This window comes from Streptomyces blattellae (genome assembly GCF_009709555.1).
Lineage (GTDB): Bacteria > Actinomycetota > Actinomycetes > Streptomycetales > Streptomycetaceae > Streptomyces > Streptomyces blattellae.
On record NZ_WJBG01000138.1, the window covers coordinates 12,781 to 34,588 of the forward strand.

The following is a 21,808-nucleotide window of genomic DNA, read 5'->3' on the forward strand; positions in this document are numbered from 1 at the left end:
CGAAAAAGCGGACATAGCGCGCTATCTTGCTTCGGGTGATCGAGGTCTTCGGATTGACCAGCAACCCCCGCAAGGAGCTTCCCCCCGCCGTCGACGACGTCACCTTCGAGGCGCGCGCGGGCTACGTCACCGCGCTGCTCGGCGCACCGGGGGCAGGCAAGACGACGGCGCTCAGACTGATGCTCGAACTCCAACAGGGCCGCGGAATCACCTACTTCAGAGGCCGCCCCCTGCATCGCATCGCTCACCCCTCGCGTGAGGTCGGCGTACTCCTCGGCGACGTCCCCGGACACCCCGCCCGGACCGTGCGGGGGCACCTTCGCATGCTGTGTGCCGCCGCGGGCCTTGCCGTGCGGCGTGCCGACGAGGTCCTCGAAGTGGCGGGCCTGGTCAGTCTGCGTGACGAGCGTCTCGGCACCCTCTCACGCGGCATGGACCGCCGCCTCGGCCTGGCCTGTGCCCTCCTCTCCGACCCGCACACGCTCGTGCTCGACGAGCCCGCCGACAGCCTCTCCGCCCGAGAGGCCCGCTGGTTGTACGCCATGCTGCGCGCGCACGCATCCCAGGGGGGTACGGTCCTGCACACCACCGCCGACCCCAAGGAAGCCGCGCGCACCGCCGACCGCGTGGTCACGCTGGAACGGGGCAGGCTCGTCGCCGACCAGGACGCCGCCGAGTTCGCCCGTACCCGGCTCCGCCCTCGGGTCGCCGTCCGCAGCCCGCACGCCGCACGCCTCGCGGCCCTGCTCACCAGGGAGGCCCGCACCGCGCAACGCTCCATCGAGGTCGTACGCGAGGGGGGCAACCGGCTCTCCGTGTACGGCAGTACCTGCGCCGACGTCGGCGAGACCGCGTTCCGCCACGGCATCCTCGTACATCAACTCGCCGATGAGATCGGGGACATGGGGGCAGGTGCGGCGGCGGTACCGGCTGAGGAACCGCAAACCCCCCGCGAACCGCACCCGGTCGCGGCCGATCGCGGACCGGACGTGCCGCGGCAAACCGAGAACTCCCGCGCACCGTCTGAACCGTCGTCGGGCACCGGGGACGCATCGCGCGCGCCGCTCGACGCGTCGCAGCAGTCCGCGGACGCACACCGACCTCTGCCCGATGCGTCGAGGAGCGCCGTAGGCGCACCCCGGACGCCGCTCGACGCGTCGCAGAACGCAGCAGACGAACTTCGAGCGGCTGGCGACGCGCCACTGTCCGCCTCCGAGTCTGCCGACGTGCCACTGTCCGCCTCCGAGTCTGCCGACGTGCCACTGTCCGCCTCCGAGTCTGCCGACGAGCCGCCCCCCTCGGCCGACGTATCGCCTTCATCGGCCGGCGAACCGCGGATCTCCACCGAAACGCCCGCGGGAGCACAGGCCGCCTGCGACGATGCGCGCGTCGCGGCCGGCGGCGCGCGATCGCGCTCCGATGGTTCCGGCGAAGTCCGCACCCTCGACCCCCCGCCCCCGCTGCCACCCCCCATCTCAGTCCGCCCCTCGCCCAGTCCCCTCCGCCCGCTCCGCTACGAGCTGCGTCGCGCCGCCGGAATCAGCACGGGGTTCATCACCGGGGCCGCCGTACTCGCTGTGTCGGTCCTCACCGCCGTACTGCTGGCCCGCATCGGTCACACTCCGCAGCCACGTCTGCTGGCCGCATGGCCGCAGGAGCTGCCGCTGCCGCCCGCGGCGCTCGGCGCGGGGCTGCTCGGCGCGCTCTCCTTCGGCGACGAGTTCCGCCACCCCGCCCTGGCGGCGGACCGTGGCAGCGTGCCCCGCCGGCTGGGGCTGCTCGCCGCCAAACTCCTCGTCACCGCGGCCACCGCGCTCCTGCTGGCCTTCCTCACGGTCGGCTGCAACGCGGAAGCGCTCTATCTCGTATACGGACGGGAGCTCACGCAAGTTCCCGCCGACTGGCTGTCGCTGAGCGCGAGTTGGCTCGGTCTCGTGATCGGCTGTGCCTGGGCCGGAGTGCTGGCCGCCGGCACCTTCCGGTCCACCACGGCCGGGCTCGCTGCCGTGGTCTCCGTACCGATCCTGGTCGTACCTCTCGTACACAGGGTCCTGGAGGGACCGGCTGTGCGAACGACGGCCGGGTTTCCCATGCGGCTGCGTGAGGTGCTGCTGATGCAGTGGCCCTTCGGCGGAGAGCGATATCTGGCCGCTGCGGCCCGGATGATCGGTCAACCCGTGGGCGGCGCATTGGCGTTGTCACTGTCCGTTCTGCTCTGCGCATATCTGCTCACGACCCTGCGTAGCAGGGTCCGATGACGACCGTCCGAGCCCTTCCGATCCCGCCCTGCGCACAACTCCCCGGGGAAAGCCCATTTCTTTCCGATAAGGCGTCAATTGCGACGGGGTGAGCGATCACCCTTTCGTGTGCTTTTCACCAAAGACCTCAAGGCAGTTGGAGACGGCGCCGACAAAGGATCCGTGAGTACCCTTGCGCACACCATGATGACCGCCGCCCGCTCCGCAGACTCCGGTCTCGCCGGCCCGGGCGAACTCGACCGCTATCCCTACGCCGAGGCGCCCCCCGCCGACCGTGTCGGGGCCCCCGCCTGGGACGGCGCCGATCCGGAGCTGGGCCGGGTGGGCCGGCGTGCCGCGGGCAGCCGCGGACGCGGGCTGCACGGCCAACTCGTCCAGCAGCTGGGCCAGATGATCGTTTCGGGCGACCTGGGCGCCGATCGTCCACTGGTGCCAGAGGAGATCGGCCAGCGCTTCGAGGTCTCCCGCACCGTCGTCCGGGAGTCGCTCCGCGTCCTGGAGGCCAAGGGCCTGGTCAGCGCCCGCCCGAACGTCGGTACGCGCGTGCGTCCCGTCAGTGACTGGAACCTCCTCGACCCGGACATCATCGAATGGCGCGCTTTCGGACCGCAGCGCGACGACCAGCGACGCGAGCTGAGCGAACTGCGCTGGACGATCGAGCCACTGGCCGCGCGCCTCGCCGCCGGGCACGGACGCGAGGATGTCCAGCAGCGGCTCGGGGACATGGTCGAGATCATGAGCCACGCCATGGGGCAAGGGGACGCGCTCACCTTCTCCCGCGCGGACGCCGAGTTCCATTCCCTGCTCATCCAGGTAGCGGGCAACCGCATGCTGGAGCACCTCTCCGGGATCGTGTCGGCCGCCCTCCAGGTTTCCGGCGGCCCGGTCACGGGGTGTGACAGGCCGAACGAGACGTCGCTGGCGCATCACGGCAGGATCGTCGACGCCCTCGCCGCCGGCGACGGGGCGGCCGCCGAGGCCGCCATGCGCCAACTGCTCACCGTCCACCCTGAGGTGGAGCGCGTGGTTCCCGCCCCGCGCGAGCACTGACGCGCACCACCACGGGCGGCGCGGCCGGGGTTGCCACCCCCTCCTGTGGCAGCACCGATCGGCGGACCGCCCCCTCTCGGACCCCGCAGGACCCCTCGGGTTCCTGCGGGGTCCGACGGCGCGATCGAGCGAAGAGGCACACGGCATGGGTCCGTCACAGGCACGGGTGACCTCCTCTGCCCGTGTCTGGCCGTTTTTGAGCGCTTACGGGGTGTGACTCGGGCCACGCAGATTGGGCGTAACGCTCGTGGGATCAGTGCGATGACCTAAGAGGTGACAGCCGCGGAGGGAATACGGACGCCGTTCAAGGCGCTGTGCATCTTCCCGGCCCCCGCCCTCACCGTCGGCTCATCCCCCAGTCGGCGGTCGGCTCCTGTCCGCCCTGGACGGGGCCGGAAGCCGTTTTCCAACGTTCCGAGAGGTTGTTCGTGTCGGCCAGCACATCCCGTACGCTCCCGCCGGAGATCGCCGAGTCCGTCTCTGTCATGGCGCTCATTGAGCGGGGAAAGGCTGAGGGGCAGATCGCCGGCGATGACGTGCGTCGGGCCTTCGAAGCTGACCAGATTCCGGCCACTCAGTGGAAGAACGTACTGCGCAGCCTCAACCAGATCCTCGAGGAAGAGGGTGTGACGCTGATGGTCAGTGCCGCGGAGCCCAAGCGCACCCGTAAGAGCGTCGCAGCGAAGAGTCCGGCCAAGCGCACCGCCACCAAGACGGTCGCGGCGAAGACGGTGACCGCCAAGAAGGCCACCGCCACCGCCACACCGACGGCACCCGTCGTCGACCCGCCCGTCGAGGACGAGGCGTCCGCGATGAAGGCCGCTGCCAAGAAGCCCACTGCCAAGAAGGCGGCCGCGAAGAAGACCGTCGCCAAGAAGACGGCGGCCAAGAAGACCACGGCCGCCGCCAAGAAGGACGACGCCGAGCCGGTCGAAGAGGAAGTCCTAGAGGAAGCCAAGGCGGGCGAGGAGCCCGAGGGTGCTGAGAGCGCCGGGTTCGTACTGTCCGACGAGGACGAGGACGACGCGCCCGCACAGCAGGTCGCCGCGGCCGGTGCCACCGCCGACCCGGTCAAGGACTACCTCAAGCAGATCGGTAAAGTCCCGCTGCTCAACGCCGAGCAGGAGGTCGAGCTGGCCAAGCGCATCGAGGCCGGTCTGTTCGCCGAGGACAAGCTTTCCAACGCCGACAAGCTCGCCCCGAAGCTCAAGCGCGAGCTGGAGATCATCGCCGAGGACGGCCGCCGTGCCAAGAACCACCTCCTGGAGGCCAACCTCCGCCTGGTGGTCTCCCTGGCCAAGCGCTACACCGGCCGCGGCATGCTCTTCCTGGACCTCATCCAGGAGGGCAACCTCGGTCTGATCCGCGCGGTGGAGAAGTTCGACTACACCAAGGGCTACAAGTTCTCCACGTACGCCACCTGGTGGATCCGTCAGGCGATCACCCGGGCGATGGCCGACCAGGCCCGCACCATCCGTATCCCGGTGCACATGGTCGAGGTCATCAACAAGCTCGCGCGCGTGCAGCGCCAGATGCTCCAGGACCTGGGCCGCGAGCCCACCCCGGAGGAGCTGGCCAAGGAGCTCGACATGACCCCGGAGAAGGTCATCGAGGTCCAGAAGTACGGCCGCGAGCCGATCTCCCTGCACACTCCGCTGGGCGAGGACGGCGACAGCGAGTTCGGTGACCTCATCGAGGACTCCGAGGCCGTCGTGCCGGCCGACGCGGTCAGCTTCACGCTCCTCCAGGAGCAGCTGCACTCGGTCCTCGACACCCTGTCCGAGCGCGAGGCGGGCGTCGTCTCCATGCGGTTCGGTCTCACCGACGGTCAGCCGAAGACCCTCGACGAGATCGGCAAGGTCTACGGCGTCACCCGCGAGCGCATCCGCCAGATCGAGTCCAAGACCATGTCGAAGCTGCGCCACCCGTCCCGTTCGCAGGTGCTGCGCGACTACCTCGACTAGGTCGCGATCGTACGACGCCGAAGGCCCGGCCCCCTCCAGGGGAGCCGGGCCTTCGTGCTGAGCGGGTGCGGGGCGCGGGGTTGTGAATCACCCTGGGTTTTCCATGACCACCCCAGAGTGAGGAACGTGTATGCGCTCTCCCTTTTCCCGGGGGCTCACCCGGCCGCTTCCCCGGGGGCTGACCCGGCCGCTGGTTCTTGTGGCCGCGGCCACCGCCGTAACGGTCGTGTCCGCCGCTCCGGTGTCCGCGGACAACGTCGTCGTCGGTGGTTTCCCGGTCGAGATATCCGAGAGCCCGTGGATCGTGGCCCTGTCCAGCCGTGACCGGTTCGGGGGTACGCGCGCGGGGCAGTTCTGCGACGGCGTGGTGGTGGGCCCCACCACTGTGCTCACCGCGGCTCACTGTCTGGGCGAGGACGTGCTGAGCGCGCCCCCGGACCAGGTGCGCGATCTCAAGGTCATCACAGGGCGTACGGACCTCCTCTCGGACGAGGGGCGGGAGATCGCCGTACGCGACACCTGGGTGAACCCTGGCTACGACAGCGCCAGCAACGCCGGCGACTTCGCAGTGGTCACACTCGCGCAGGCCCTTCCGAAGACCTCGGTCGTCCCGATGGCGGCCGCGGGCGATCAGGCGTACGAACCGGGCACGGCTGCCACCGTCTACGGCTGGGGTGATGTCACCGGCTCCGGCGACTATGCGCGCAGCCTCCGGGGGGCACGTGTGCATGTACTGCGCGATGCCCTCTGCCAGCAGGCGTATCCGGGCAGCAGCGAAGGTACCTATGGCGCCGACACCATGGTGTGCGCCGGGGAGGAGAAAGGGGGCCACGACGCCTGTCAGGGGGACAGCGGAGGGCCGCTCGTCGCGCAGGGAAAGCTGATCGGGCTCGTGTCCTGGGGGAGTGGCTGTGGGCGCGCTGACAGCCCCGGCGTCTATACGCGGGTGTCCGAGGTCATGCGCACGTTGGGCTGGGACGGCAGCCCCACGGTGAGGCATACGGGGTCGCCCGGCCTCGTCTGAGGGGGATCTCCGGGTACGAGCGCGGGCGGCACCCCTGGCAGGGGTGCCGCCCGCGGGCCGGCCTGTGCCGGTGCTGGCTCGTCGTGGAACGCGAGGCGTCAGCGCTCTTCTTCGGAGGCGGATGCGGGAGCGGCCGTCAGTCGCTCCGTCTCGTCCTGTATCTCGGCGGCGATCTTCTTGAGTTCCGGCTCGAACTTGCGGCCGTGGTGGGCGCAGAAGAGCAGTTCTCCGCCGCTCAGCAGGACGACGCGCAGGTATGCCTGGGCGCCGCAGCGGTCGCAGCGATCGGCGGCCGTCAGCGGGCTCGCGGGGGTCAGAACAGTAGTCACGTCGCCTCTTCTCTAGCTCGACGAGCTGTCGTACCAGGGTCAACATCCAACCAGCCCGAAAACGTTCCCGCTCGTGGCTTTTCCTCGAAAAAAATCTTCCGGGCGGCTGCCTGCTGCCGGTTGGCGGCGAATGTGCCGTATTGCGTGTCTATGTGTCTTACGGTTTCGCGCTGTCGGTCAGTGTCGGTCCCCCCGGCTGGGTTGCCGGTTGTTCATGAGGACGTGCCCGGAGCCTAAATGGTTCATGCCTGGAAGGGAACGTGATGTGTGCTTCACTCCATCGAGGGATCGAACACGTATGCGAGCCTGGGCTAGTGTGAGTTCATGACGAGGGTGGCGTTACAACGGCTCTACCAGGCCTCGGTACCCTCTGAGCGGCAACCGAAGCCGCGCCCTTACCCAGAAGGGCCCCACCTGAAATTCAGCGAGGAGCGAACCGCGTGACCGCCGAGACGTCCGTGCCGTCCACAGCGCTGCTGGCAGGAGCAGACCGGGACGGTTCCAACTACACCGCGCGGCACCTGCTCGTCCTCGAAGGGCTAGAGGCCGTGCGGAAGCGCCCGGGCATGTACATCGGATCGACCGACAGCCGCGGTCTGATGCACTGCCTGTGGGAGATCATCGACAACTCCGTGGACGAGGCCCTCGGGGGCTACTGCGACCACATCGAGGTGATCCTCCACGACGACGGATCCGTCGAGGTCCGGGACAACGGCCGGGGCATCCCGGTCGACGTCGAGCCGAAGACCGGCCTCTCCGGTATCGAGGTCGTGATGACCAAGCTGCACGCCGGTGGCAAGTTCGGCGGCGGCTCGTACGCCGCCTCCGGCGGTCTGCACGGCGTCGGTGCCTCCGTGGTGAACGCACTGTCCGGCCGGCTCGACGTCGAGGTGGACCGCAGCGGCCACACCCACGCCATCAGCTTCCGGCGCGGTGTCCCCGGAGCCTTCGCCGCAGCCGGCCCCGACGCCGAGTTCCAGGCCAAGGGCGGCCTGCGCAAGGCCAAGAAGATCCCCAAGACCCGCACCGGCACGCGCGTGCGGTACTGGGCCGACCGTCAGATCTTCCTCAAGGACGCCAAGCTCTCCCTGGAGAACCTGCACCAGCGGGCACGCCAGACGGCTTTCCTGGTGCCCGGCCTGACCATCGTCGTGCGCGACGAGTTCGGCCTCGGCGACGACGGCAGCAAGGGCGAGGAGTCGTTCCGCTTCGACGGCGGCATCAGCGAGTTCTGCGAGTACCTCGCCGCCGACAAGCCGGTATGCGACGTCCTCCGCTTCTCCGGGCAGGGCACCTTCAAGGAGACGGTTCCGGTCCTGGACGACCACGGCCAGATGACGCCCACCGAGGTGACGCGTGAACTCGGTGTCGACGTCGCGATGCGCTGGGGCACCGGCTATGACACGAGCCTGAAGTCGTTCGTCAACATCATCGCCACCCCCAAGGGCGGCACCCATGTCGCGGGCTTCGAGCAGGCGGTCACCAAGACGCTGAACGAGGTGCTGCGCGGCAAGAAGCTGCTGCGCGTCGCCGAGGACGACATCGTCAAGGACGACGCCCTGGAGGGTCTCACCGCGGTCGTCACCGTGCGGCTGGCCGAGCCCCAGTTCGAGGGACAGACCAAGGAAGTCCTCGGCACCTCGGCGGCCCGCCGCATCGTGAACACGGTGATCTCCAAAGAGCTCAAGGCGTTCCTCACCTCCACCAAGCGGGACGCCGCGGCCCAGGCCCGCGTGGTCCTGGAGAAGGCCGTCGCCGCGGCCCGTACGCGGATCGCCGCCCGCCAGCACAAGGACGCGCAGCGCCGGAAGACGGCCCTGGAGTCCTCGTCGCTGCCCGCCAAGCTCGCCGACTGCCGCAGCGACGACGTGGACCGCAGCGAACTGTTCATCGTCGAGGGAGACTCCGCGCTCGGCACCGCCAAGCTCGCCCGGAACTCCGAGTTCCAGGCGCTGCTGCCGATCCGCGGCAAGATCCTCAACGTCCAGAAGTCGTCCGTGACCGACATGCTCAAGAACGCCGAGTGCGGCGCGATCATCCAGGTCATAGGAGCGGGGTCGGGCCGGACCTTCGACATCGACGCGGCCCGCTACGGCAAGATCATCATGATGACCGACGCCGATGTGGACGGCTCCCACATCCGGACGCTGCTCCTGACCCTGTTCCACCGCTACATGCGGCCCATGGTCGAGGCAGGCCGGGTCTTCGCGGCCGTCCCTCCGCTGCACCGTGTCGAGCTCACCCAGCCCAAGAAGGGCCAGGACAAGTACGTCTACACGTACTCGGACCGCGAACTGCGCGACACGCTCATGGAGTTCGAGAGCAAGGGCATCCGGTACAAGGACTCCATCCAGCGGTACAAGGGTCTCGGCGAGATGGATGCCGACCAGCTGGCCGAGACCACCATGGACCCGCGTCACCGCACGCTGCGCCGGATCAACCTCGGCGACCTGGAGTCCGCCGAGCAGGTCTTCGACCTGCTGATGGGCAACGACGTCGCACCGCGCAAGGAGTTCATCTCCAGCTCGGCGGCGACGCTCGACCGGTCCCGCATCGACGCGTAGCCGCTGCGCGCGGCCTGGGCCGGAAACGGTGCCGGAAACGGTGCCGGTGCCGGAAACGGTTGCCGGAAACGGTTGCCGGTGACGGGCGGCGGTCCCGTCGGGGGAGGGGCGCGGCACTGTCGGGCAGTGCCGCTCCGACCGCAGTGCCGTCGGGTGGAGCCCGTCGCCGAACTCGCCCCGGACGTGGTGCCGTCTCACCAAGACACGGCGCAAGAGCCCTGCTCAGGCGGTGCGTTGCGTGCTCGCGAAAGGACCGGAACCGGCCGTAGGCGGGGTGAATCACCTGAAGGAGTGAAGAGCGCGGGGAAGAAGAGTCGGGGATCTTCCCGTTCTGTCCATCCTTGGGCATGCACTACAGCAACGGCCGCCCCGGCGGAGGCGGGGGCGGGCCCGAGAGTACGGCCGACCAGTACGACGGTTGTGCCCCGTCCGCCGCCGAGACGCCCGGAAGCCTCCGGTACGACGACCCCTGGTACGACGCGCTCGCCTCGGGCTGGGGTGAGTCGTGTGATGCCGAAGGGCCCGTCGCGGCCGTTCCGCCCGTGCGTGAGGAACGTGAGCGGAGGGCTGCGGCCGATGTGTACCTCGAAGTGCAGCGCAGCGCGGCCTTCCGGGAAGTGCGCAGTCGCTACCGGCGGTTCGTGGTGCCGGCGGTCGCCGGATTCTTCGCCTGGTACATCGGATACGTCGTCACGGCCACGACGGCTCCAGGGCTGATGGGCCGTCCCGTGGCGGGTGCCGTGAACGTGGCGATGATCGCAGGGCTGGGGCAGTTCCTCAGCACGTTTCTGCTCACCTGGGCCTATGCCCGGCATGCCCGGCTGCGCAGGGACCGGGCCGCGCTCGAACTGCGCTGGGAGACCCAGGAACTGACGCGTGAGGCCAGAGGCGGTGCTTCGTGACGGACAACCATCAGACGCTGGCGCTGCTCCTGTTCAGCGCGTTCGTCGCCGTCACCTTGGGCATCACGACATGGGTCAGCCGCAACCGGCAGGGTTCGGCGGAGGAGTTCTACGCGGGCGGGCGGCTCTTCACGCCGATGGAGAATGGTTTTGCCATCGCGGGCGACTACATGTCGGCGGCCTCCTTCCTCGGCATCTCCGGGCTCATCGCCCTCTACGGCTACGACGGGATGCTGTACTCCGTGGGCTTCCTCGTGGCCTGGCTCGTCGTGCTGTTCCTTGTCGCCGAACTGGTCCGCAACTGCGGGAGGTTCACGCTCGCCGACGTGGTCGCGGCGCGGATGAGTGAGCGGCCGGTGCGGATCGCCGCGGGAACTTCCTCGGTCACCGTGTCCGTTCTGTATCTGGTGGCGCAGATGGTCGGTGCGGGCAGCCTGGTCGCGCTGCTGCTGGGGGGCACGAGCGAGGCGGCGCAGGCCTGGACGGTCGTCGGTGTCGGCGCGCTGATGGTGATCTATGTGTCGTTGGGAGGGATGCGGGCCACCACGTGGATTCAGATCGTCAAGGCGGTTCTGCTGCTCAGCGGCACGGTCGCGCTGACCGTGCTCGTGCTGGTGCGCTTCCACGGCGACTTCGACCGACTGCTGGTCACGGCGGCGGAGCGCAGCGGTCATGGCGAATCGTTCCTGGCGCCCGGCTTGAAGTACGGCGGCGACTGGACCGCTCGCTTCGACTTCATCAGCCTCGGACTCGCCCTGGTGCTGGGCACGGCCGGGCTGCCGCACATCCTGTCGCGCTTCTACACCGTGCCGACCGCGCGGGCCGCACGGCGTTCGGTGGTGTGGTCGATCGGACTCATCGGCGGCTTCTACCTGATGACCATCGTGCTCGGCTTCGGCGCGGCCGCGATCGTCGGTCCGGATGCCGTACGCGGATCGAACGCGGCCGGAAACACGGCGGTTCCCCTGCTCGCGCTCGATCTCGGCGGCGGAGCCGGTTCAACCGGCGGGACTGTTCTGTTCGCGATCGTCGCCGCCGTCGCCTTCGCCACGATCCTCGCGGTGGTGGCCGGTATCACGCTCGCGTCCTCGGCGTCCGTCGCCCACGACCTCTACGCCTCCCTACGCCGCAGGCACGCCAAGCCGCGCAGCGAGGTGGCCGTCGCCCGCACGGCCGCGGTCGGTATCGGCGTGGTCGCCATCGCCCTCGGTCTGCTGGCCCGTGACCTCAATGTCGCCTTCCTGGTGGGGCTCGCCTTCGCCGTCGCCGCCTCGGCCAATCTGCCGGTACTGCTCTACTCGCTGTTCTGGCGCGGCTTCACCACACGCGGCGCGGTGTGGGCCGTATACGGCGGGCTGATCCCGGCCCTGGTCCTCGTGGTGCTGTCGCCGGTGGTGTCGGGCAGCCCCGAATCGCTGTTCCCCGGCGTGGACTTCCAGTACTTCCCGCTGCAGAACCCCGGCCTGGTCTCCATCCCGCTGGGCTTCGTCGCGGGCTGGCTCGGCACGGTCACCTCGGCGGAGGACCCGGACGAGGCCAGGCACGCGGAGACCGAGGTGCGGTCGCTGACCGGGGCGGGGGCGGTGTAGTCGGGGCGGCGGAGAAGACGCCGCCCGGGATCCGTATGGAGAGTGGGCACGGTTCCTTCCCCCGCCCCCACCCGGGCCGTGTCCTCAGGCGCGGGTCGCCCACACGTAACGGTGTTCCGGGCGGCCCGCGTCGCCGTACTTGAGCGTGAGACGGGCCCGTCCGGTGCGTTCCAGAAGCTTCAGATAGCGCTGGGCGGTCTGGCGGCTCACCCCGGTCCGCTCGGCGATCTCCTGGGCCGACAGCGGGCCGTCGGCGTTCATCAGGGACCGGCGGACCAGCTCCGCGGTGGTCGGAGAATGCCCTTTGGGCAGGTCGGGCTCCGAGGGCGCCGACAGCGCGCCGAAGATACGGTCCACCTCGGCCTGCTCCGCCTCGCCGCCGCCGTCGAGGGTGCGGCGCAGCTCCGCATACGCCTCCAGCTTGGCCCGCAGCCCCGCGAAGGCGAACGGCTTGACCAGGTACTGCAGCGCGCCCTGCCGCATCGCCGCCTGTACGGTCGTGATGTCCCGGGCCGCCGTCACCATGATCACGTCGGTCTGATGGCCGCGGCGGCGCATCTCCTGGACGACCGCAAGCCCTGTCTCGTCGGGCAGATAGTGGTCCATCAGGACGAGGTCCAGCCGCGGCAGCGACTCCACCTGACGCAGCGCCTCCTCCGCGCTGTGCGCCTCGCCGGCCACATGGAAGCCCGGCACCTTCTCGACGTAGGCGGCGTTCACCCGGGCGACCCGGGTGTCGTCGTCCACCACCAGGACCTCGATCATCGCGACTCCTCCTTGGCGGCGCTCGCCGGTGCCGACGGGACCGTGAGGGCCGGTTCCAGGTCCGGCTCGGTCAGTGCCTCGGGCAGGACTACGGTGAACTCCGCACCCCCGCCGTGCGCCTCGCCCACGGTCGCGCTGCCACCCTGCCGCTCGGCCAGCCTGCGCACCAGGGAGAGCCCGATCCCGCGCTTGCCGTGGGCCGGCGGCTGCTTGGTGGACCACCCTTCGGTGAAGACCAACTCCCGCTGCTCCGCGGGGATCCCGGGCCCCGTGTCGCGCACCCTGAGGACAACGGTTCGTCCCTCGGCGCGCAATTCGACCTCCACGCGCGCGTGCGTCGTACCCGCGACAGCGTCGAGAGCGTTGTCGACGAGGTTGCCGACGACCGTGACCAGCCCGCGGGGATCGACCAGCCGGTCCGGGAGCCGCGTCCGGTCCGAGACCCGCAGAGCGACTCCGCGCTCCGCGGCGACGGTCGCCTTGCCGACCAGCAGAGCGGCCAGCAGGGGGTCCTCGATCTTCTCCGTGACCTGTTCCGCCGTCGCCCGGTGATCGCCGACCACCTCTCCCACGAAGTCCACGGCGTCGTCGTACATCTCCAGTTCGAGCAGCCCCAGGAGCGTGTGCATGCGGTTGGCGTGCTCGTGGTCCTGGGCCCGCAGGGCGTCGATCAGACCGCGCGTCGAGTCGAGTTCCCGGCCCAGCTGCTCCAGCTCGGTGCGGTCGCGCAGGGTGGCGACCGCGCCGCCGTCGTCGGTGGGCATCCGGTTGGCGATCAGGACACGCTGGCCGCGCACCGTGATCAGATCGGTGCCCGTCACCCGCCCGGACAGGACGTCGGCCGTACGTCCCTCGCCGAGCGCCTCGTCGGGGGAGCGGCCCACGGCTTCGTCGCCGATGCCGAGCAGACGCTGTGCCTCGTCGTTGAGGAGGCGGACCCGGCCCGCGCGGTCCAGGGCCACGACGCCCTCCCGGATGCCGTGCAGCATCGCCTCGCGCTCCGCGAGCAGTCCGGAGATGTCCGAGAAGGCCAGGTCCCGGGTCTGCCGCTGGACCCGCCGGGAGATGAGCCAGGCGGCCAGCGCACCGACGGCCAGGGCTCCACCGGCATACGCCAGCAGCTCCGGGATCGCGTGGATCAGCAGGCCCCGGACACTGTCGTACGAGATGCCCACCGAGACCGCTCCGACGATGTCCCCGTCGCTGTCCCGCAGCGGCACCTTGCCGCGTGCCGAGCGGCCCAGCGTGCCCTCGTCGATCTCCATGACCTCCTGGCCGGCGAGCGCCTCGCTGGGGTCGGTCGAGACATGCTTGCCGATCTGTGCTGGCTCGGTGTGCGACCAGCGCACTCCGCGCGTGTCCATGACCACGATGTACTCGGCTTCGGTGGCCTTGCGGATCGTCTCCGCCTCCCGCTGGACCGGCCCGCCGGCCGTCGGCGGGGTGTTCTCGACCTGCTCCGCGAGCTGCGGCTGGGCCGCTGTGGTCTGTGCGATCGCGAGTGCCCGGCGCATCGCCTGGTCGTCCAGCTGGTCGCTGAGCGGTGCGAGGAACAGCCCGGTCGCGAGCACCGCGACGCCCGCGGCGATCGCCACCTGCATCAGCAGCACCTGCGAGAACACCCGGCGCGGCAGACCGAGCCGCAGCCGACGTGCGGGGGGAGTGGGGCTCATACCCAAGACGTTACGCGGACGTGCCGGAGCGGCCGTAGGGGTGTGGCACGGATCTCTTGATCAACGCATGGAGGTCGTGTTCCGCGAGGCGGTGCAGGGGGTCAAGGCTTGTGGTTCCGGTTCGAGGCCCACGGCGGCCTTAGCGGCCACAGTCCTCGACCTGTGGGTTCCGGCGCCTTGATCCCCTGCATCACCTGGCGGGACGCCATCACGCATGGACGGGCGCTGTCTGCGAACACGGTGTGCCGTGGTCCCCTGACGTCAGTCAGGGGGTCAGCTCGCGAGTGCGGCCGGTGTCAGCTCGCGCACCGCCACCACGTCCATCCGCGCGGGTGAGCCGAGCACGGACGCGCCGCAGCTCTCCTGGCGGGGCGGCAGTGACGCACCCTGGGCAACGACCACGCGCCAATGGCGCCCGTCCGCGTGGGCGACGGTCACCGTCCAGCGTGGTGCCGCGCCGTCCGTCCGTACGACCGTCAGCGCGTCCGCGGTGTACTCGTGCGCCGCAGTGCGCACCGCGAGCTCGGCGGCCTGAGCGGGCCGTTCCCAGGCCGAACCGCCCCGGCATCCCTCCACCACGATTCGTCCCTCCTGCACGCTGTGCAGGATCTCCTTGACGGCATGTGCCTCGGCCCGGCCATAGGCGTAGCCGTACGGCAGGACGAGCAGCGTCGGGGAGAAGCGGTGACCGCCCAGATGGGTGACCTCCCAGACCCCCTCGACCCCGGAGGCGGCGAGTTCGGCCGCCAATGGACGGCCCAGGAGGGCGCAGCATCGGTCCCTCTTGCCGTTGGTGCACACGAGCGCGAGCGGATCACCGGTGTGGGGCCGCCCGCCGAGCGCCCGGCCGAAACTGCGGTCGTCGCCGCTGCCGAGCGCGGCGAAGTCGAGGTCGAGCAGGCGCCACGGGTCGCGGACGGTGGCCCCGTGCAGCCACGCGTTGCCGGGCACGGTGTGGGCCGCGTACACCTGACGCGCGGTGGGGGTGCCCAGGTCGGCGTGGCGGCCGGGGCGCCGGATGAGTGCGATGCGTACGCCCGTGCCCTTGGCGGCGGCCTCCAGGGCGCGGCCCAGCGCGGGGTCCAGATGGCTCGAAGTGAGCGCCTTGACACCCCAGGGACCTGGCTGTTCCAGCAGCAGCCAGGTCGTCGCGGTCGCCGCGGTTCCCGAAATGGGCTCGTTGAGGTCTCGAGAGACGCTTGCACACGTACTCACAGAGGTGAGCCTAACCTGACTTGATCCAGGGTGGCTTCCGGGCCGCCTGAGTCCTGCTCCGGCAGTGGCTGGGTCGGCCTCGGGCCCTCGTAGAGCCCGCTCGGTCGCATGCGCAGCGGGCGCTCGCCGTACTCCTCCAGGGCGTGCGCGATCCAGCCCGCCGTACTCCTCCGGGGCGTGCGCGATCCAGCCCGCCGTACGGGCCACCGCGAAGAGCGTCTCGCCCGCCGTGGCGAAGCATGCCGCTGGGTGCGGTCAGGACGGCGAGTGCCAGATCGACGTTGGCGTACAGCGGGGTGTGCCGGGCGGTGGTGGCCACGATGTCGCGGGGCGCGGCGAGGGCGGGAGCCGCGGCCGGGGGGAGCGGGACGAGGAAGGGCGCCGTGGCGGAGGTCGCGTGCCCGAACTCCAGCCGCTGGTTGGCCCGCCAGCCGGGGGATCTCCTCCAGAAGAGTGAACAGCGCACGCGCGCGTGGGTCCTCGCCGGCGTAGAGCCGCTGGCCGAGTCCCGGGATACGGCGGCCTGAGCGCAGCTCGTCCGCGATCACGGGTCCGGCGTCGCCCTGGTCGAGCACCGTGCGTCACCCTTTACGGCGCGTGTCATCACCTCGACAGCAGCGGATGCGGCCGCATGCCTCGTGGGTGCCGTGGGCGCGCTGTCCGGCCTTCTGCACGGCACCGAGGACCCCCGCTCCCGGATGCTCCGCGCGATCGCCGAGGGCTTCGGGGGCCCGCGTGTCGACTTCGCCGTCGAGGTCGAACGGCGGGGCGAGACGATCCTCGCCGAGCTGAAGCCGGGCCGCGAACTCCACACGAACGTCGAGTTCTACGCGGGCGTGGTCATGGAACTCTGCGGTGTGCCGCCCGGGATGTTCACACTGACGTGCGCGGCGGCGCGGGCGGTGGGCTGGAGCGCCAAACATCCTGGAACAGGCGGAGGACTCGAAGATCATCCGCCCGGTGGCGCGGTATGTGGGGCCGGGGGGGCGCCGGTGGGGTACCGAAAGTGGCGTGAGCGCACAGAGGGTCGCCACTTCAGCCGATGACGGGTTCTTCGCGCCGGAGGCGTAACTCGCGCTGCTGGAACTGCGGCGTGGCAACGAGTGGCGAGGTCGGAACCGGCAGGGCTCGGCACCTGGTGTTGGTGCCGAGCCCTGGAGGTCTTTTCGATGTAAGTGCGGTTCGAGGACGGCCGAAACGGGACGGGGAATGGCGGGCGATTACGCGTTATGCGTCAGGAATGTCGCCCTTGGCCTTGATCAGTGTTTCACGGGTGATGACCACGATGCGTTCGTAGTCGGCGCGAGCGGCATCGGCGGGCAGGTGCGCGTCCAGTGAGTCAGTCGCGTCTGTTCCGATTACGGCAAAATTTCCGTCCGCCAATTCGAAAATATCCGGGCAGGTAGCACTGGAAGTGCTGCCTCGTTCACGCGGAGACACACCGAGGCGGCGGATGATCTGACTCACTGTTGATTTCCTTTGGTCTCAAGGCACACGCGCCTGCCCACTGCTGCTGCGCCGGGTGGGCGTCCCTGTAGGGCGGACCTCGATCACCGGCGGCGTGGAGCAGCGCTTCCTGTGAGGGGCGACTCCTTGCGCGGTTGCGCACCGGTTGGCCCCTGTCACCTGGAAGAACGCGCCGGTTCTTGATCCGTAACGCCTGTAGGTGGGATCCCCGCTCGGGGGTGACGAGAGGGAGGGCGGAGTTTACCGTCAGGCGGTGGTCATGGAGTGTCCGGCGTCTCGCCGACGACCCACCACTCCTCGGACTCCGCATCCTCCAGTTGGCGCAAGAGCTCGTCGACCATCAGTCCGAGAGCGGCCTCATCGGTATCCGAAATGCTGGCGCGCTGTTGGCGTGTGGCATACCAATATTCCCGGACAATGGGACTCTGGAATATGCCGCGGGCGTGCTTGAAGAATTCATCACGGCTGAGGTTGCCGATTCGGTAGTAGAAGAGCAGGTTTGTGTAGAGCGCATTGGCGAATATGTATTGGCGCCGCTGCTTGGGCGATATCGTCCCCTCGTAGAGATCGAGCACTTCCGCGAGCTCGGGGTCGTCGATCGCTTTGCTCAGCAATTCCCAGTGCAGGCGCTGCTGATGGGCGAGGTCGGTGTGTTGCTGGCTGTGCGCGGCCAGCTCCAGGTGCTCCAGTCGTACCCGCAGGGAGGCGAGTGTCTGGCGCTGCGCGGCCATGGCGATCAGTGCTCCGGCCGCCATGCCGAGCCCCGTCGCGGCAACTGCGCCCAGTCCGCGTATGCCAAATTCCCGTGTGGCCATGTCAACCCCCGAATCAGGCGACCGTCCGCCGGTCGTCGGGTGCGGGTCGACTGATGGGGACCGGCGAGCGGTGGGCGGCGCTTGCCGCCTCCAGAGTGCCGAGCGGCTCTGATCGGCGGGGAGGCGGAGAGGAGGCGCACAGAGGGAAGCGAGGGTCGCACACTCCGGCGCCTTGTCGAACGTCTGCCCCGCGAGTGCTGCTAACAATCGTTCACTTCGCGGTGACTCTCACTGCTCGTATCCTGGGCCGGAATTCCATCCGCGTACGTACGCCGAGCTGCGAGCCGGTGTACGCCCGGACATGAGAGAGGTCGCACATTGGTTCCGAGCCCGGGCCGGCCGCAGATCCCGGTCGTGGTTCTCGCCGGATTCCTGGGCTCCGGCAAGACCACGCTGCTCAACCATCTGCTCCACCGCAGCGGCGGCAGCCGGATCGGGGCCATCGTCAATGACTTCGGGGCCATCGAGATCGACGCGATGGCCGTGGCGGGCGCGCTCGGTGACTCCACCGTGTCCTTGGGGAACGGCTGCCTGTGCTGTGCCGTGGACGTCAGTGAGCTCGATCTCTATCTCGACCGGCTCGCCAGGCCCTCCGCCGGCATCGACGTCGTCGTCATCGAGGCCAGCGGGCTGGCCGAGCCGCAGGAGCTCGTGCGGATGGTGCTCGCCAGCGAACAGCCGGGGATCGTGTACGGCGGTCTGATCGAGGTCGTCGACGCCGCCGAGTTCGACGACACGCGTGCGAAGCACCCCGAGATCGACCGGCATCTCGCCCTCGCCGACCTGGTCGTCGTCAACAAGGTCGACCGGGCGCCCGACGGCGAGCGGGTCGTCGGGCTCGCCCGGTCTCTCGTCGACCGTGCCGCCGTCGTTCCCGCCACCTACGGCCGCATCGACCCCGAGTTCCTCTTCGACTGCCGCCCCGCGGGCGAGCGCATCGGGCAGCTCACCTTCGACGACCTCCATGACCACGCAGGTCATCTGCACGCGGCCTACGACAGCGTGTCCTTCACCTCCGAAGTGCCCCTGAACCCGCGCCGGTTGATGGAGTTCCTCGACAGTCGGCCGGAGGGGCTGTACCGGATCAAGGGGTACGTCGACTTCGGCGCCCATGACGTCAACAACCGGTACGGCGTCCATGCCGTCGGACGGTTCCTGCGGTTCCGTCCCGAGCCCTGGGGCTCCGGCGACGCGCGGGTGACCCAGCTCGTGCTCATCGGCGCCGGCATCGATGCCCAGGCCCTCGGCAAGGAGCTGGAGGCGTGCAAGGACGGCGCCCCGCACGCCGACGAGCATGGCATGTGGGGCGTCCTGCGCTACGTACGGGATCCCGATGGGGATCTTGAGGAACCCGGTCTCCAGGTGCCCTAGGCGCTCCGCTGGAAGTCCGGTACGCCGGCCGTGGGTCCGTCGTGGCTGGTCGCGCAGTTCCCCGCGCCCCTTTGGAGCGTGCCGATACGCACCGGACTTCGACGGACCCGCTTAGACCGGACCCGCCACCACCGACACCGTCTTCCCCAGGGACACCCCCGAGCCGTCGCGGCGGGGGTCGATCTCCGGGAGGTCGGCCGGTGTGCCGTTCTTCTGCGCGGCCCGTGCCGGGACCGGGCCCGCCCAGGCCAGGGACAGGCAGTCCTCGCCCTTGAGGAAGCGCTGGCAGCGCACGCCTCCGGTGGCGCGGCCCTTGCGCGGGTACTGGTCGAACGGAGTCAGCTTGGCCGTCGTCTGCACGGAGTCGTCCAGCGTGCCGCGCGAGCCGGCGACGGTGAAGACCACCGCGTCGGCCGCCGGGTCGACCGCCGTGAACGAGATGACCTTGGCGCCCTCGGTCAGCTTGATGCCCGCCATGCCGCCCGCCGGACGGCCCTGCGGACGGACCTGCGAGGCCTGGTAGCGCAGCAGCTGGGCGTCGTCCGTGACGAAGACCAGGTCCTCCTCGCCGGTGCGCAGCTCGACCGCGCCGACGATCCGGTCACCCTCCTTGAGGGTGATGACCTCCAACTCCCCCTTGTTGGACGGATAGTCGGGTACGACACGCTTGACCACGCCCTGCTCGGTGCCGAGCGCCAGGCCCGGGGACGACTCGTCGAGCGTGGTCAGGCAGACCACCGTCTCGCCGTCCTCCAGGGAGACGAACTCCGCCAGCGGAGCGCCGCCCGCGAGGTTGGGTGCCGAGGCCGTGTCCGGGAGCTGGGGCAGGTCGATGACGTTGATCCGCAGGAGGCGGCCGACCGATGTCACCGCGCCGATCTCACCGCGGGCCGTGGCCGGCACCGCCGAGACGATCAGGTCGTGCTTGGTGCGCCGGGCGTCGGCGTCCTCCGGGAACGGCTCGCCGTTCGCCGTACGGGCGAGCAGTCCCGTCGAGGACAGCAGCACCCGGCACGGGTCGTCCGCCACCTGGAGCGGTACGACGGCCGCGGGGGCACCGGCCGACTCCAGCAGGACCGTACGCCGGTCGGTGCCGAACTTCTTGGCCACCGCGGCCAGTTCGGCGGAGACCAGCTTGCGCAGCTCCGCGTCCGACTCCAGGATCCGGGTCAGCTCCTCGATCTCCGCCTTCAGACGGTCCTTCTCGGACTCCAGCTCGATCCGGTCGTACTTGGTGAGGCGGCGCAGCGGCGTGTCCAGGATGTACTGGGTCTGGATCTCGCTCAGCGAGAAGCGCTCCATCAGCCGCTGCTTGGCCTGCGCGGAGTTGTCGCTGGAGCGGATGAGGCGGATGACCTCGTCGATGTCCACCAGGGCGGTGAGCAGGCCCTCGACCAGGTGCAGCCGGTCGCGGCGCTTGCCCCGGCGGAACTCGCTGCGGCGCCGCACGACGTTGAAGCGGTGGTCGAGATAGACCTCCAGCAGCTCCTTGAGGCCCAGCGTGAGCGGCTGGCCGTCCACCAGCGCCACGTTGTTGATGCCGAAGGACTCCTCCATCGGCGTCAGCTTGTAGAGCTGCTCCAGGACGGCCTCCGGCACGAAACCGTTCTTGATCTCGATGACCAGGCGCAGTCCGTGCTCACGGTCGGTGAGGTCCTTGACGTCGGCGATGCCCTGCAGCTTCTTCGAGCCGACCAGGTCCTTGATCTTGGCGATCACCTTCTCGGGGCCGACCGTGAAGGGCAGCTCGGTGATGACGATGCCCTTGCGGCGGGCGGTCACGCTCTCCACGGAGACCGTCGCGCGGATCCTGAAGGTGCCGCGGCCCGTCTCGTACGCGTCCCGGATGCCGGACAGGCCGACGACCCGGCCGCCGGTGGGCAGATCGGGGCCGGGGACGTGCCGCATCAGGGCGTCGAGATCGGCGTTCGGATGGCGGATCAGATGCCGGGCGGCCGCGATCACCTCGCGCAGGTTGTGCGGCGGCATGTTCGTGGCCATGCCGACCGCGATGCCCGAGGCGCCGTTGACCAGGAGGTTCGGGAAGGCGGCGGGCAGGGCCACCGGCTCCTGCTCCTGGCCGTCGTAGTTCGGCGTGAAGTCGACGGTGTCCTCGTCGATCGACTCCGTCATCAGGCCCGTGGCCTCGGCCATGCGGCACTCGGTGTACCGCATGGCGGCGGGCGGGTCGTCATTGCCCAGCGAGCCGAAGTTGCCGTGGCCGTCGACCAGGGGGACGCGCATCGAGAAGGGCTGGGCCATGCGCACCAGGGCGTCGTAGATCGACGCGTCGCCGTGCGGGTGCAGCTTACCCATGACCTCGCCGACCACGCGGGCGCACTTCACGTAGCCGCGGTCGGGGCGGACGCCCATCTCGTTCATCTGGTAGACGATGCGGCGGTGCACCGGCTTGAGGCCGTCGCGGGCGTCCGGCAGGGCGCGGGAGTAGATGACCGAGTACGCGTACTCAAGGAAGGAGCCCTGCATCTCGTCCACGACGTCGATGTCGAGGATCCGCTCCTCGTACGAGTCGTCGGGCGGCGGGGTCTTCGTGCTGCGGCGGGCCATCGCTGCCTGGCTCCTCTGTCTCCTGGTCGCTCGCCCACGGGCGCGCTCTTGCTGAAGCGTTGAATGAATCTGACGTGGACCATTGTGGACCGCGGCACTGACAACGCGGACCAGGACCCGACGTCGGGCGTCCCGCCGGGCGTTCACAGGGTGCCGCCCGCCGTTGGCCGGACGGTACGCCCGCAGGCTACGCGATCTCGCTCTGGGCGTACGTCGGGCGGGAACTTCGCCGACGCTCCGCACGCTTGCATACA

The 21,808-nt window shown here is 69.7% G+C and carries 16 protein-coding genes and 2 pseudogenes; 9 read left to right on the top strand and 9 right to left on the bottom strand.

Annotated elements, in window-relative coordinates; translation table 11 throughout:
- Positions 1-35 precede the first annotated feature (35 nt).
- Together GFH49_RS14245 and GFH49_RS14250 are read left to right on the top strand one after the other, a co-directional pair.
- The gene (locus GFH49_RS14245) at positions 36-2,258 is read left to right on the top strand and encodes an ABC transporter ATP-binding protein (RefSeq protein WP_155056243.1); all 2,223 of its coding nucleotides are present in this window, start codon (positions 36-38) and stop codon (positions 2,256-2,258) included.
- Between the two features lie 162 nt (positions 2,259-2,420).
- Positions 2,421-3,308, top strand: coding sequence for a FadR/GntR family transcriptional regulator (locus GFH49_RS14250; protein ID WP_155056244.1), 888 nt, complete (start codon positions 2,421-2,423; stop codon positions 3,306-3,308).
- 337 nt (positions 3,309-3,645) lie between these two features.
- Here GFH49_RS14250 and GFH49_RS39355 read toward each other — a convergent pair whose 3' ends face one another.
- On the bottom strand, positions 3,646-3,795 hold the full coding sequence (locus tag GFH49_RS39355) for a hypothetical protein (protein ID WP_196217981.1): 150 nt from the start codon (positions 3,793-3,795) through the stop codon (positions 3,646-3,648).
- Between GFH49_RS39355 and GFH49_RS14255 the strand changes: the two genes are divergently transcribed.
- Positions 3,737-5,272: an RNA polymerase sigma factor gene (locus GFH49_RS14255; RefSeq protein WP_155056245.1), complete on the top strand. Its 1,536-nt coding sequence runs from the start codon at positions 3,737-3,739 to the stop codon at positions 5,270-5,272. The two genes, GFH49_RS39355 and GFH49_RS14255, sit on opposite strands and share 59 nt — an antisense overlap.
- 130 nt (positions 5,273-5,402) lie before the next feature.
- The gene (locus tag GFH49_RS14260; RefSeq protein ID WP_155056246.1) at positions 5,403-6,296 is read left to right on the top strand and encodes a S1 family peptidase; all 894 of its coding nucleotides are present in this window, start codon (positions 5,403-5,405) and stop codon (positions 6,294-6,296) included.
- 98 nt (positions 6,297-6,394) lie between these two features.
- Here GFH49_RS14260 and GFH49_RS14265 read toward each other — a convergent pair whose 3' ends face one another.
- On the bottom strand, positions 6,395-6,625 hold the full coding sequence (locus GFH49_RS14265) for a DUF7455 domain-containing protein (RefSeq protein WP_155056247.1): 231 nt from the start codon (positions 6,623-6,625) through the stop codon (positions 6,395-6,397).
- 440 nt (positions 6,626-7,065) lie between these two features.
- Between GFH49_RS14265 and GFH49_RS14270 the strand changes: the two genes are divergently transcribed.
- From GFH49_RS14270 to GFH49_RS14280, 3 genes are all read left to right on the top strand, one after another.
- Positions 7,066-9,189 (top strand): DNA gyrase/topoisomerase IV subunit B, encoded by a 2,124-nt coding sequence (locus tag GFH49_RS14270; protein WP_155056248.1) that lies wholly within the window; start codon positions 7,066-7,068, stop codon positions 9,187-9,189.
- A 347-nt stretch (positions 9,190-9,536) separates the two neighbouring features.
- On the top strand, positions 9,537-10,091 hold the full coding sequence (locus GFH49_RS14275; protein ID WP_155056249.1) for a DUF485 domain-containing protein: 555 nt from the start codon (positions 9,537-9,539) through the stop codon (positions 10,089-10,091).
- On the top strand, positions 10,088-11,680 hold the full coding sequence (locus tag GFH49_RS14280) for a monocarboxylic acid transporter (protein WP_155056250.1): 1,593 nt from the start codon (positions 10,088-10,090) through the stop codon (positions 11,678-11,680). Before GFH49_RS14275 ends, GFH49_RS14280 begins: the two co-directional genes overlap by 4 nt.
- Before the next feature lie 84 nt (positions 11,681-11,764).
- On the opposite strand, the gene GFH49_RS14285 is transcribed toward GFH49_RS14280, so the two are convergent.
- The 4 genes and pseudogenes from GFH49_RS14285 to GFH49_RS14300 form a co-directional block, all read right to left on the bottom strand.
- Positions 11,765-12,445 (bottom strand): response regulator, encoded by a 681-nt coding sequence (locus GFH49_RS14285; protein WP_155056251.1) that lies wholly within the window; start codon positions 12,443-12,445, stop codon positions 11,765-11,767.
- The gene (locus GFH49_RS14290; protein ID WP_155056252.1) at positions 12,442-14,118 is read right to left on the bottom strand and encodes a sensor histidine kinase; all 1,677 of its coding nucleotides are present in this window, start codon (positions 14,116-14,118) and stop codon (positions 12,442-12,444) included. Before GFH49_RS14290 ends, GFH49_RS14285 begins: the two co-directional genes overlap by 4 nt.
- 273 nt (positions 14,119-14,391) lie before the next feature.
- Positions 14,392-15,333 carry a ferredoxin family protein gene (locus GFH49_RS14295; RefSeq protein ID WP_155056253.1) on the bottom strand — a complete coding sequence of 314 codons (942 nt, stop codon included), beginning with the start codon at positions 15,331-15,333 and terminating at the stop codon, positions 14,392-14,394.
- Positions 15,330-15,908, bottom strand: a pseudogene (locus tag GFH49_RS14300) (citrate/2-methylcitrate synthase); the annotation flags it as partial. The gene GFH49_RS14295 and the pseudogene GFH49_RS14300, both read right to left, overlap by 4 nt.
- Between GFH49_RS14300 and GFH49_RS14305 the strand changes: the two are divergent.
- Positions 15,891-16,404: pseudogene (locus GFH49_RS14305) on the top strand (citrate/2-methylcitrate synthase); the annotation flags it as partial. The pseudogenes GFH49_RS14300 and GFH49_RS14305 sit on opposite strands and share 18 nt — an antisense overlap.
- A gap of 156 nt (positions 16,405-16,560) precedes the next feature.
- Here the strand turns inward: GFH49_RS14305 and GFH49_RS14310 are convergent.
- Positions 16,561-16,800, bottom strand: coding sequence for a hypothetical protein (locus tag GFH49_RS14310; RefSeq protein WP_155056254.1), 240 nt, complete (start codon positions 16,798-16,800; stop codon positions 16,561-16,563).
- 257 nt (positions 16,801-17,057) lie between these two features.
- Positions 17,058-17,615 (bottom strand): DUF6082 family protein, encoded by a 558-nt coding sequence (locus GFH49_RS14315; protein WP_155056255.1) that lies wholly within the window; start codon positions 17,613-17,615, stop codon positions 17,058-17,060.
- Positions 17,616-17,933: 318 nt separating this feature from the next.
- Here GFH49_RS14315 and GFH49_RS14320 point away from each other — a divergent pair, with 318 nt between their 5' ends.
- The gene (locus GFH49_RS14320) at positions 17,934-18,986 is read left to right on the top strand and encodes a CobW family GTP-binding protein (protein WP_155056256.1); all 1,053 of its coding nucleotides are present in this window, start codon (positions 17,934-17,936) and stop codon (positions 18,984-18,986) included.
- Between the two features lie 111 nt (positions 18,987-19,097).
- On the opposite strand, the gene GFH49_RS14325 is transcribed toward GFH49_RS14320, so the two are convergent.
- Positions 19,098-21,554 carry a DNA gyrase/topoisomerase IV subunit A gene (locus tag GFH49_RS14325; RefSeq protein ID WP_155056257.1) on the bottom strand — a complete coding sequence of 819 codons (2,457 nt, stop codon included), beginning with the start codon at positions 21,552-21,554 and terminating at the stop codon, positions 19,098-19,100.
- Between the last annotated feature and the right edge of the window lie 254 nt (positions 21,555-21,808).

Excerpts from the sequence above, each read along its gene's own strand:
- GFH49_RS39355 (WP_196217981.1), bottom strand. The coding sequence starts at position 3,795 with ATGACAGAGACGGACTCGGCGATCTCCGGCGGGAGCGTACGGGATGTG.
- GFH49_RS14275 (WP_155056249.1), top strand. The coding sequence starts at position 9,537 with ATGCACTACAGCAACGGCCGCCCCGGCGGAGGCGGGGGCGGGCCCGAG.
- GFH49_RS14325 (WP_155056257.1), bottom strand. The coding sequence starts at position 21,554 with ATGGCCCGCCGCAGCACGAAGACCCCGCCGCCCGACGACTCGTACGAG.
- GFH49_RS14285 (WP_155056251.1), bottom strand. The coding sequence starts at position 12,445 with ATGATCGAGGTCCTGGTGGTGGACGACGACACCCGGGTCGCCCGGGTG.
- GFH49_RS14290 (WP_155056252.1), bottom strand. The coding sequence starts at position 14,118 with ATGAGCCCCACTCCCCCCGCACGTCGGCTGCGGCTCGGTCTGCCGCGC.
- GFH49_RS14315 (WP_155056255.1), bottom strand. The coding sequence starts at position 17,615 with ATGGCCACACGGGAATTTGGCATACGCGGACTGGGCGCAGTTGCCGCG.
- GFH49_RS14260 (WP_155056246.1), top strand. The coding sequence starts at position 5,403 with ATGCGCTCTCCCTTTTCCCGGGGGCTCACCCGGCCGCTTCCCCGGGGG.